This is a genomic window from Snodgrassella gandavensis, assembly GCF_914768025.1.
Classification (GTDB): Bacteria; Pseudomonadota; Gammaproteobacteria; order Burkholderiales; family Neisseriaceae; genus Snodgrassella; species Snodgrassella gandavensis.
This window is the reverse complement of record NZ_CAJZCE010000012.1, coordinates 20,337-33,197: the sequence shown is the minus strand read 5'-3', so window position 1 is coordinate 33,197 and position 12,861 is coordinate 20,337. Positions and strand designations below refer to the sequence as shown.

The following is a 12,861-nucleotide window of genomic DNA, read 5'->3' as shown; positions in this document are numbered from 1 at the left end:
ACTTATTCAGAAAATTATTTTTCTCAGATTACCGATGATAAATCGTTAGAAAGAAACTGTTATCTATATTGGAATGGCTACACTAAATTCATACAGCTTTTTTAAGGGGCAAGATAACTTTAACGCTAAAAAAGAAAAAATCATAAATCTAGTAAAACGCGCAAGACGGACATTTGGTGCTGATTTTATATGATTATTGTCACAGTATGGGCTTAAACAAATATATGCCGAACTGGAAATCGTTGGAACAATGCTGTTGCTGAAAGCTGTTTACACACGCTCAAGACCTGTATTACTCATTATTGTTATTACCCAGCACAGCAGCAGGTCAATAAAACACTCTTCAAATATATTGAAATTATTACAATCGTGTTCGCCAGCATTCTGCTGATAATTGGATATCAGCACAACAATATCAGCAACCATATTACCAAAATAAGCAATTTATAAAAGTCGACATGGTCTAATGCTTTGGCGAAGATCACATTAAAAATCAAAACGGAAATATAAATAATTTTTGGCCATGCTGATGCAACGAGATGTTTGATAAAAAAAGAGTTAAAAGTAAAGTTGCTAACCCATTAAGTATATTATGTTAGCTGCAAGAATATTGCTGATTGGCTGTCTTAATGGGGGAATTCACACATCAACACTGAATTATCTACAATGACAGAGAGAAATATGCTTAAAAAATTTTGTTTATACTGTGATTATTCTCTCGAGTGTTATCCTGCCTGAGAGATGTGCAGCGAATAGTGGCAGAGTTCGCATTGTTGGTACGGAGATGATTAATCCATCGGCTATCATCGGTTTTTCACAGTTAAGTTTACAATTTGATGGTTATCAAAATTCTCTTTTATCAACAGAAGAAAATATCAAACTTCTGCAAAATCGGAATGAAAGTAACACTAAAATTGTGGCAGTCTATAAATCTATAATGGATAAAACGCGGAGAGTGATATAAAGAACACCAATAATAGCAATCTTCCGAATAAGAATAATGAATGTATGGAAAAAAATGAAATTTGGTTAAGGCATAATGGTGTTGTGACAGCTCCAATCACTGTAATTAGCGACACAACCACCCGCAAGTGGAAAACAAATTACCGATATTTTTTATTATTATTGGCAACTTGAATTCTATGTAATAAATTATCTTCACGATTCATAACAAGAAAGTTCTCTATTAGCTACATAATAATGGGAATCCAAAATTCTTCTTTACTTAATGGATTATCAGGTAAATAATCACGATGCATTATCTCTAATCTAGGCCGATTCTCATCAATTTTAATATTATTGTTTCTCAGATAATCAATTGCTTGTTGATAAACTTGGTTAAATTGTAATGCAGTCCCGGTATGAATAAAACCAAAATACTCACCATTAATGGTCAGTTTTTCTAGACAATCCGTTTGAGTCGAGTACTCAGCATTAGAAGCGATTTCTATCGCAGCCCATTTTCTAATTATGATTTCGAGTCATGGGTTCTTCCAGAGCAATGATATTTTCATCAACACAATAAGATAATAATTTATGATAATTATTCATCATAAAATGTCGCCAAAGATTGAATATTTTTTGATTATTTGAAGCGTTTACCTTGGCTTAAATAGTGGGGAAAGCAACAGCCCAGATAATACTTATTGAGCAGGATTGATGTTTTTTTGCGCAAGGTATACGAAGCCATTTACCCAGATAAATCTCAGTTAACTCAGCTCAGTTTCTACAAAACAACGTACTAGCACAGTGCCCTCATATCATTAATGGTATTTACTCTGATAATAGACGTAAATATTAAGAGAAACGCTAGTATTGATTTATTAAACACGTGATCACCATCGAAAAAACCAAAAATTCATCAAACCTGCCCGACTACAATAGGGTTAGACTCCATAATGCGATTTCGGGTAATACGCCTTATGAGTCTTTTTATAATGAAATGTGTACAACCCGACATTTTCCTATACTGTATGTGTCGCTGAATTGAGCAGATACCGCTACAATAACTGTTTCAGAAATATATTTGCTGCCATGGCTACTTCCCTGCCCAAAGTTTTTGCCTTGCTTGGCCCTACTGCCTCCGGCAAAACCAGCCTTGCCCTGAGTCTGGCTGAACAATTCCCGATTGAAATCATCAGTCTGGATTCTGCACTGATATATCGTGACATGAATATCGGTACGGCCAAGCCTAGTGCAGAAGAATTACAGGCGGTGCCCCACCATCTGATCGATATTATTTCACCACTGGAAAGCTACAGCGCAGCCCAGTTTGTCAGCGACTGTGTGCGTTTGGTAGAAGAAATCCATGCCCGCGGCCACCTGCCCTTACTGGTGGGCGGCACCATGATGTATTACCATGCGCTTACACAGGGGCTGAACAGCCTACCCGAAGCCAATACTCAAATCCGTGCCGAACTGGATAAACTGAAACAGCAACATGGTATGGGTTATTTATATGCGCAGCTACAACAGGTAGACCCGGTAACGGCAGCACGCCTATCCGCAGGCGACAGCCAGCGCATTGAGCGTGCTCTGGAAATCTATCACATTACCGGCATTCCCATGAGTATCCATCTGGCCAGACAGGAAAACCAGCGGGCACCAGTGGATGTATGCACACTGGCACTGTTTCCTACCGATCGTGCCCATCTGCGCATACAGATTGCCACCCGCTTTCATTCGATGCTGGCACAAGGATTTGTGGAAGAAGTTGAAGCACTGCGTCTGCAATACCCCGACCTGCATTCCGACCTGCCTTCGATTCGCTGTGTTGGCTATCGGCAGGCATTCGATTATCTCAACGGTTTAACCGATTACAACACCTTTGTTGAACGCGGTATCGTTGCCACCCGGCAACTAGCCAAGCGCCAGCTTACTTGGCTGCGCAAACTGAATCCTCAATACCAGCTTGATCCGTTTAATCCGGCTGGCCTGCATGAGCAAACTGCGCAGTTAATACAGCAGTTTTTTGCCTAAACTTATTTATTTTAGAAAATATTTCGGCAATGATGGCCTAAGCAATAATATTAAAATATTATGTAAACGTCCCATGGTCTGGCAACTTAACTCTTTTACAACATGATGTATTAATTAAACTAATAGATTATTAACCTGTAATTGTTTGTCTGTATGGACAGCATTCCACTTCACTCACCCACCGACAGAACAGCAAAAAGCAATTATTTACAGTAAAATGCAGTCCGTTGTTACAGTCATTATGTCATTACATTCATCCCAAATTGAATAAACGACAAAGACAAACATTTATTCGCTACGCCTCACTCTGGCTAGACAAGGGTCAGGCATTTTCGATTTAATTAAGGAGAAAACACGATGTCCGTACAGGATCGCATTCGTTATACCTCACTTCATTCCCGTCTTATGTCTGCTGCTCAGGCTGCCACCCTGATCCATCATGAGGCCAATGTTGGCATGAGCGGATTCACTGGTGCCTGCTACCCGAAAGTATTACCACAGGCTATTGCGGATTTAGCCCGCGCCGAACATGATGCCGGTCGTCCTTACAAAATTAATGTCTGGACAGGAGCATCAACTGCACCGGAATGTGATGGCGCACTGGCGGAAGCTCACGCCATCAATCAGCGTCTACCTTTTAACAGTGACCGCATTATGCGACAAGAAATTAACAATGGTGATGTTAATTTTATTGATATGCATCTGTCACACGTAGCACAACAGGCTGAGTTCGGTTTTCTAGGCCATATGGATGTAGCTATTATCGAAGTTGTGGCTATTACCGAAGACGGTATGCTGATTCCTTCTACCGGTATTGGTAATAATCAGACATGGCTGAACATGGCGGATAAAGTTATTCTGGAAGTAAACATGGGCATGCCTATTCAGGTAGAAGGTATGCATGATGTTTATCAGAACAATGCACTTCCTCCACATCGCTCTCCGATTAACATCAATCGTGCTGATGACCGCATTGGCACCCCTTATCTTAAAGTTGATCTGAACAAAGTAGTTGCCATTGTTGAATCCAATGCACCAGATCGTGATAACGTTTTCAGTGAACCTGATGACAAATCCAAACAGATCGCCGAATATATCGTTGATTTCTTATCACACGAAATTAAACAGGGTCGTCTGCCTAAAGAAATGTTACCGATCCAGTCTGGTGTAGGTAATGTAGCCAATGCCGTTCTGGCGGGTCTGTTAACTGGTCCGTTTGAAAATCTGTATGGTTACACTGAAGTGTTACAGGACGGCATGCTGGATTTATTGCGGGCAGGTAAAATGGTAACTGCTTCTGCTACAGCTATTTCTCTTTCAGCTAAAGCATTTCAGGATTTTGTTGATAATATTGATTTTTATCGCGAACGCATCATTCTCCGTTCACTGGAAATCTCTAATCATCCTGAAATAATACGCCGTCTGGGTATTATTGCCATGAATTCGATGATTGAAGCTGATATCTACGGCAACATCAATTCTACCCATGTGATGGGCACCAGCATGATGAATGGTATCGGTGGTTCTGGCGACTTTACACGTAACAGCTTCCTGAACTTCTTTGTTACTCCATCTACAGCTAAAGATGACAAAATCTCCTGCATCGTGCCGATGGTATCGCATGTTGACCATACCGAACACGACACTCAGATTATCGTTACCGAACAGGGTCTGGCTGACTTGCGCGGTCTGGCACCACGACAAAGAGCCAAAGTTGTGATCGATAAATGTGCCCATCCTGCTTATCGTGACCAGTTGCATGATTACTATGATCGTGCCTTGAAAACCGCAAAAGGTATTCATACTCCTCATATTCTGACCGAAGCATTAAGCTGGCACGAACACTTCCTGAAAACCGGTTCCATGAAAATGTAATTCAAGCCGGATAATAACCAGACAGCCCTGTTATTAAACAGGGCTGTTTTCTTTTTATTACTTTTTAATCATTTATATCCGGTACAGATACAACTGATTTTACCGGCTTCACGCCTGCATCTCATCTCCATTTTGTTTTAGCCACAGGTCAATAGCAGTTATGCCAAACTGCATCGCGGTTTTCAGCTATCACATAGCTGGCAGAAAATGTGGCTGTGTTTATGAATTAGCTTCATCATGACACATTATCAAATTCAGCCACATACGTATCACTATCAGTTAAAATAGATATGATTCATGTTTTCTGCTGCACTCAGCAAATTCTTTATTTCTTTACCTTCATAAAGGAACGTCTGCCATGTTTTCCAAAGCGTTAACCATCGAAAAATTTGACCCGGAACTGGCCTCTGCCATAGCCCGTGAAGACCAGCGCCAACAAGATCATGTGGAGCTTATTGCATCAGAAAACTATGTAAGCTGTGCCGTGATGGAAGCTCAGGGCAGCCAGTTGACCAATAAATATGCCGAAGGCTATCCGGGCAAACGTTATTATGGCGGCTGTGAATATGTAGATGAAGTAGAGCAGTTAGCCATTGACCGTCTGAAAGAACTATTTGGCGCCAGCTATGTTAACGTACAGCCTCATTCCGGCTCTCAGGCCAATCAGGCAGTGTATGCCAGCGTACTGCAACCGGGTGACACCATTCTGGGCATGTCACTGGCTCACGGTGGCCATCTGACTCATGGCGCCAATGTGAATATCTCCGGCCGCCTGTATAACGCCATCACCTATGGTCTGGATGAAAACGAAATCCTCGACTACAACCAAGTGGAACAACTGGCACTGGAACACAAGCCGAAAATGATTGTTGCTGGTGCTTCTGCCTATGCACTGGAAATAGACTGGGCGCGCTTCCGCGCAATTGCAGATAAAGTGGGCGCCTATCTGTTTGTGGATATGGCACACTATGCTGGATTGGTAGCTGGTGGCGAATACCCGAACCCTGTACCCTTTGCCGATTTTGTCACCACCACTACCCATAAAACCCTGCGAGGCCCCCGTGGCGGCGTAATTATGTGCCGTAGCGATGAACATGCCAAAGCACTGAACTCAGCCATTTTCCCCTGCTTGCAGGGCGGGCCACTGATGCATGTGATTGCCGCCAAAGCAGTAGCATTCAAAGAAGCATTACAGCCTGAATTCAAACAATATGCCCGCCAGATTAAGGCCAACGCCAAAGTACTGGCTGAAACTCTGATTGAGCGCGGTTTACGTATTGTTTCCGGCCGCACTGAAAGCCATGTATTTTTAGTGGACTTGCAGCCGAAAAAACTTACCGGTAAAACCGCTGAAGCCATTCTGGGACAGGCGCATATTACCGTCAACAAAAACGCCATCCCCAACGACCCAGAAAAACCATTTGTTACCTCAGGTATTCGCTTGGGCACCGCGGCTATTACTACCCGCGGGTTCACCGAAGCCGATACTCGCGAACTGGGACATCTGATTGCTGATGTGCTGGACAATGCAGACAATGAGCAGGTGATTTCAGAAGTAGCTAAAAAAATACAGGAAATTTGCACCCGACTACCCGTATATGGCAAATAAGCAACAATATTAAATTATTAATATTACCGCTATTGATTAGCACATAAAGAATATCTATACTCATAACAGACTAATATATTATTGATTCAATAATGTTTTAGTCTGTTTTTCTATTGACACAAACATCACAATAGATTTCCTCACAGGAAACCTAGCTTTAACTAATCAAGCGTTATCAAAATACTGATAATGTATTAATATGTATACATTGCAAAAGCAGAATAAGTTATTAGCTGCTTTCAAAAATTTAATGCATTTTAATAATTAAACATGAAAGGAAACAAAATGAAAAAATTAGTTTCTACCTCTTTATTGGCTGCTTCTTTAACAATGACTGCAGGTTTTGCCTTGGCTAATAGCAACAATGACACAAGTGACATTCGCCATTTCAGCGAAGCTACGGCTCAAAACGGCCAGAACAATCATGTTTCTGATTCAACCCCAGCAAATACACCATATCGTACTGTAGATACCTATGCTGGTAATCACTAATAAACCGGCGGTTGGGACAAAAAGCATAATTTTCTAATTATGCTTTTTTAATTTTCAGTCTGACAGCAATTATTATTGCCACTCACCTTAAAATTTTTATACTGCTAATCTTAGCTTATTAAATATAACCTTACTGTTATTACCATAATTGAGAAATACTGATGTGACAGAATAACCACTAAAGCACATATATTGCATTTCACTCAGATAGCTTCAAAAATAATTAATTTAGTCCACAATCCATTGTTTATTTTAAACATTTTTTTATATTAATTATTGAAAAATAGAACAATAAAAATCTTACCTGCCTCATGACCATTCAGATTATATGAAGATAAATAAATACTGTCTTATTATATTCCCATTTTTAATATCAGAATCATTCAGGCAATATTTCTATGGAAGAAGAAAAATTAAAATCACAAGTAAAACGGATAAAGGCAAAACTGATTCAGGCCAGAAAAGCAGATAAAAAATTTAAAGTTTTTGGTGCAGACTCCCATAAATATCAGCTTAATAAACCCATCAGTCCACAACAGGTTGCTGCTATTGAACAAGAATATGGTTTTCAATTACCACCATGTTATAAAACTTTTATTACCCAAATAGGCAATGGCGGCAGTGCTAACTCTCATGCTGCGGGTCCCTTTTATGGAATTTACTCACTACAAAGAAGTATTGATGAACTGGCTGATTTTAATGGCCCCGATGGTTGGCAACGAGCCTGTATCATTTATCCGTTCATGCCGGAAGACTATTGGCAGCAACAGCTAAATGTAATTAAGAATAATGACTTAACTACGGAAGAGTATGATGAAGAACTGGCCAGAATATATGGAGGGATTTTACTTATTGGCAGTCAGGGATGTGCTTATATAAATGGCATAATTTTGCAAGGCGAACACGCAGGCAAAGTTGTTAATCTCTCATTTGATCATCAACTGCCAACATTTACTTTTGAAGTTAACTTTCTTGACTGGTATGAACGCTGGCTGGATGAAGTGATTTCAGGCAAGTTATCAGACCCGAAATCTGGCTGGTTTGGCTATTCGGTAGCTGGTTCCGAAAAGCAATTACTTGAAAAATATTTTGCATCTGAGTGCAAAGAATATAAGTACTACTGCTTGGAAGCGTTATTGCTTAAATCCACTATTTCATCAAAAACATTCAAAATACTGGAAAAGCAGTATCAACTGAATAATACCGATTTAAAACGCATCAGTTTACAGGTTATGGTTAATTTCTCTTATTCGAAAGCCAGTAATTATCTCCATGAATACTTTAATATTGAACCAGAATTTGTTATTAAGCTGCTGTACTGGTATGGTAAGAAAAAAATCAGTGAGTGGATAGAAATATTACATACGTCTGTCCCACAATTTAAAGATGCTGAAGCTTTCAGGTGCTTTGTACATATACTGGAAGAAAGTACAACCAATTATTGTCAGATAATCCTGCCATATACTGCACATGCAGACAACGAAATACGTGCCATTGCTTTCTATGGCTTAGGTTCCCTGAACAATAAAACTAAAAAAACAATAATCAACCATTTCATTGCCGGGCTTACTGATTCAGATAAGCAAGTCGTCTGTGCGGCACTATCAGCACTAAATGGTATCGTCGACAGCAGATTACTCAAATACTATCAGGCTATTGCCAAGAAAATCGATGAAGAAGATAAATATAACGATTTATTATATAAGCTAAATAATTGTTTGATTCATTTTAAATTAACAAATGAGACCATCCTGAACATTGATGCAGATAATTATAAAGTAAAAAAATGGTTTCAATTTTGGAAAAAATCATAAATCATTTATGCTTACTCTTTTACTAGCATACTAATCACTCATTGTTTTGTTATTATGGGTTTTGTAATCGGCTGTCTTTATCTAGTTTGATAAAGATAATTTTGCAGAGAATTGACAATTGATTCAATAGCAGAAGCTATCCATTTCTATTATTCCCATCTGACAAAGAGTAAATATAACTTTTTGATTACATATATTTATCCAAAAAATCATTAACTAATAATATTTTTACCTCAGCGCTGCACTCCTATTATTGTCACAGGATTAAGATAAAGCTTCCTTATTTTCAGGAGTTAAACATGGGTTTACTGTGGACAATTATAGTTGGTTTTATTATTGGCCTGATTGCCAAACTGGTTTACCCCGGCAGGCAGCAGCTTGGCTTAATTGTGACCACTTTGCTGGGTATAGGTGGCTCATTGCTCGCTGGCTATGTAGGACAGGCATTTGGCTGGTATCACGCTGGAGAAAAAGCCGGTTTAATAGCTTCAATTGTTTTTGCCTGTATTATTTTGTTTATTTACGGCAAAATCAAAAACCAACAGCTATAAAAAAATGGTGATGGATTTTAAGTCCATCACCATTTTTTTATTCAGACAAAAGCAACGCTATTTTTTAGGCTGTATTTTGCCAAGTCCTCTATCACGCAACTGAGCAATCGTGGCATCTATGCCCTGCTGCTGGATTAACTGGTCAAACTGATTGCGGTATACCGTTACCAGACTGGTACCATTGACACGAAAATTGTAAATCTTGAATACTCCATCGGAGTAATACATCTGGTAACCAACGATATAGTGTTTGTCACTGCCACTAACAACCTCAGTAAACGTTTCCAGCTTATTGTTGCCCTGATTCACTACTTTCGGTAATACCTTTACCGTAGCATTGTTGGCACCCATCAAGGCCGAATGTGCATAAATGCGTACAATCATACTTTTAAACGCCGCACTGAAATCCTGCCGCTGCTGTGCCGTAAACTGCCGCCACGGCAAACCCACCGCTAAAGCGGAAATACGTTCATAATCCAGATACTGGTCTGCATAGCGCTCAACCTGACTGATTCGTTGCTGTTCATTCAGACTTTTATCCCGTACTACCGACAGTACCGCATCCACATTCTGCTGTAATTGTTGTTGTGCTAGCTGTTCCTGCGTTGCAGCAAACGTATATACTGAAAACATCAGCACCCATGCAGTCATACAAGCTTTTACATACTTCTGCATTTTCATTCTCCTGTTAATAAGCAAAAAAAGCGGCTTATGTACTTCATCATCCATAAACCGCCTGCTATTTTTCATCTGCAAAAAACTTTATACTGCTTTAGCAGCCAACCAATCCGTGACACTAGCCAAAGCCGGTGCCAGCGCGGCAATGTCCTGACCACCTGCTTGCGCCAGATCAGGACGACCACCGCCTTTACCGCCCACCTGACTGGCAACATAATTAACCAGCTCACCAGCTTTAACTGTTTTGCTAAGTGCTTTCGATACACCGGCTGTAATAGCGATTTTACCATCATTTACTGCTGCCAATAACACCACAATATTGTCACCCTGAGCAGTTAAATCAGTAGCAATATCACGCAGGGCATTACTGTCTGCATCAATCTGACTGAGTACCAGTCGCGCCGTACCCACAGTTTGTGCCTGCGCCAGCAATGCCTTACCTGCCTGTCTGGCCAACTCGCTTCTGGCTTCGCTTAACCCTTTTTCCAACTGTTTGCTCTGATTATGCATGGCCTGTAGCTTGGATAGCAAATCCTCGGCTGTCTGTGCTTTTACTTCAGCCACCGCGGCTTTGAGCAATTCTTCCTGCTGCTGCACAAACTGTAGGGCATTTAATCCGGTTACCGCCTCAATACGGCGTACCCCTGCGGCAATACCACTTTCCGATACAATCTTGAAAAGCCCGATATCACCCGTACGCGCAACATGCGTACCACCACACAGCTCGGTGGAAAACTCGCCCATGCTTAAAACACGTACTTCATCACCGTATTTTTCACCGAATAGTGCCATCGCACCAGCTGCAATCGCCTCATCAAAACTCATATGCTGCGCACATACAGCCACATTGGCCACAATGGCCTGATTAACGCGGCGCTCAACTTCGGCCAGTTGTGCAACAGTTACCGGCTGCGAATGCGAGAAGTCAAAACGGGTACGTTCCGCGTTTACCAGTGAGCCTTTCTGCTCAACATGTGTACCCAGTATTTCGCGCAAGGCACGATGCATCAGATGGGTAGCACTGTGGTTACGCATACTGGCTTCCCGCAGCGCATTATCTACCTGCGCTGTAACTGCATCACCCACTTTCAGGCTGCCAGACAACATTTCTCCAAACTGACCAAATACCTTAGCCTTGATCTTTTGGGTATCATCCACCTGAAAACGATTTTCACCGGCAAAAATATAGCCCATATCACCAGTCTGACCGCCGGATTCCGCATAAAACGGGGTAAAGTCAATCACGACTGCACCAGTTTCACCAGCATTCAGTTGTTCAACAGCCTCACCGTCCTTATACAATGCCAGAATTTTGCTTTCATTCTGGCGCTGATGATAGCCGATAAATTCTGTATCAGTGCCCTCATAGGCTAACTGCGTATTGGCCTTGAAATTCTGAGCAGCACGGGCACGTGCGCGTTGCGCTGCCATCTCGCGTTCAAAACCAGCTTCATCCAGACTGATATTACGTTCACGTGCAATATCGGCAGTTAAGTCATATGGAAAACCATAGGTATCATACAGCTTGAAAATCACCTCACCAGCCAGTGTCTGAACATCGTCCTGCAAGGCATTTTCCAGCAGAGCCATCCCTGTTTCCAGTGTCTGTGCAAAGCGGCTTTCTTCCTGTTTCAGAACATCACTGATTTGCGCCTGTTTTTCAACCAGCTCAGGATAGGCAGCGCCCATTTCCTGCACCAGATCAGCTACCAGCAAATGGAAAAACGCCTGTTTACAGCCCAGTTTATAGCCATGGCGCACGGCACGGCGAATAATACGCCGCAACACATAACCACGGCCTTCATTACTAGGCAATACACCGTCGGCAATTAAAAAGGCACAGGAACGAATATGGTCGGCAATTACTTTCAGGCTTGGTACTTCCTGACTATACGGTATGCCTACTACCCTTGCCACAGCATGAAGCAAATGCACAAACAGGTCGATTTCATAATTACTGTGTACCTGCTGCAATACTGCTGATACCCGTTCCAGCCCCATACCTGTATCAACCGAAGGTTTGGGTAATGGATTCATATTTCCGTTTTCATCACGGTTATACTGCATGAATACACAGTTCCAGATTTCGATGAAACGGTCACCATCTTCCTCAGCGCTGCCCGGAGGGCCACCCCAGATATGCTCGCCATGGTCATAAAAAATTTCCGAACAAGGGCCACAGGGGCCGGTATCACCCATCTGCCAGAAATTATCCGAAGCATAGCGCGCACCTTTGTTGTCGCCGATACGGATAATCTTTTCTGCTGGCAAACCAATCTCGTTTAGCCAGATATCATAAGCTTCATCATCATCAGCATACACTGTCGCCAGCAGTTTTTCCTGCGGCAGATTCAGCCAGTCTTTGCTGGTGAGAAATTCCCAAGCGAAATGCAGGGCGTCGCGTTTAAAATAATCACCAAAGCTGAAATTGCCCAGCATTTCAAAAAAGGTATGGTGGCGCGCGGTATAACCTACATTTTCCAAATCATTGTGTTTACCGCCAGCGCGTACACATTTTTGCGCAGTTGTCGCGCGGCTGTACGGACGCTTGTCAAACCCCAGAAACACATCTTTAAACTGATTCATACCCGCATTGGTAAACAACAGGGTTTTATCATCCTGTGGCGGTACCAGCGAAGAAGAAGGCACAACCTGATGGCCCTTATTTGCAAAAAATTGAAGAAATTTAGAACGTAATTCTGCTGTTTTCATGGTAGTTTCAATTAGACGGGCAATTAATCGTATTCAGGCAGTCTGTTATAAGCACAGACTGCCTGAATATGGATACTAAAGACAGGATACTGGTTAATCCATCCCAACCATCACCCTTGTTAAAATCATCTGCTTATCTTACCGCAGTTTT

Annotated in this window: 8 protein-coding genes; 6 read left to right on the top strand and 2 right to left on the bottom strand. The window is 41.6% G+C overall.

Features of this window, described 5'->3' with window-relative positions; genetic code table 11:
• Positions 1-2,034 precede the first annotated feature (2,034 nt).
• From miaA to MJ764_RS08985, 6 genes are all read left to right on the top strand, one after another.
• On the top strand, positions 2,035-2,979 hold the full coding sequence (gene miaA / locus MJ764_RS09010; RefSeq protein ID WP_239326278.1) for a tRNA (adenosine(37)-N6)-dimethylallyltransferase MiaA: 945 nt from the start codon (positions 2,035-2,037) through the stop codon (positions 2,977-2,979).
• Positions 2,980-3,336: 357 nt separating this feature from the next.
• Positions 3,337-4,854 carry an acetyl-CoA hydrolase/transferase family protein gene (locus MJ764_RS09005; RefSeq protein ID WP_239326276.1) on the top strand — a complete coding sequence of 506 codons (1,518 nt, stop codon included), beginning with the start codon at positions 3,337-3,339 and terminating at the stop codon, positions 4,852-4,854.
• Between the two features lie 358 nt (positions 4,855-5,212).
• A complete protein-coding gene (glyA, locus tag MJ764_RS09000; RefSeq protein ID WP_239326274.1) occupies positions 5,213-6,463 on the top strand; it encodes a serine hydroxymethyltransferase in 1,251 nt (416 codons plus the stop codon).
• Between the two features lie 285 nt (positions 6,464-6,748).
• On the top strand, positions 6,749-6,955 hold the full coding sequence (locus MJ764_RS08995) for a hypothetical protein (protein WP_239326272.1): 207 nt from the start codon (positions 6,749-6,751) through the stop codon (positions 6,953-6,955).
• A 398-nt stretch (positions 6,956-7,353) separates the two neighbouring features.
• On the top strand, positions 7,354-8,769 hold the full coding sequence (locus tag MJ764_RS08990) for an SMI1/KNR4 family protein (RefSeq protein ID WP_239326270.1): 1,416 nt from the start codon (positions 7,354-7,356) through the stop codon (positions 8,767-8,769).
• Positions 8,770-9,068: 299 nt separating this feature from the next.
• Complete coding sequence (locus MJ764_RS08985) at positions 9,069-9,320, top strand: GlsB/YeaQ/YmgE family stress response membrane protein (RefSeq protein WP_239326268.1); 252 nt, start codon at positions 9,069-9,071, stop codon at positions 9,318-9,320.
• 57 nt (positions 9,321-9,377) lie between these two features.
• Here MJ764_RS08985 and MJ764_RS08980 read toward each other — a convergent pair whose 3' ends face one another.
• Both MJ764_RS08980 and alaS read right to left on the bottom strand, forming a co-directional pair.
• A complete protein-coding gene (locus tag MJ764_RS08980; RefSeq protein WP_239326266.1) occupies positions 9,378-9,995 on the bottom strand; it encodes an MlaC/ttg2D family ABC transporter substrate-binding protein in 618 nt (205 codons plus the stop codon).
• Positions 9,996-10,082: 87 nt separating this feature from the next.
• Positions 10,083-12,710 carry an alanine--tRNA ligase gene (gene alaS, locus MJ764_RS08975; RefSeq protein ID WP_239326264.1) on the bottom strand — a complete coding sequence of 876 codons (2,628 nt, stop codon included), beginning with the start codon at positions 12,708-12,710 and terminating at the stop codon, positions 10,083-10,085.
• Positions 12,711-12,861 lie beyond the last annotated feature (151 nt).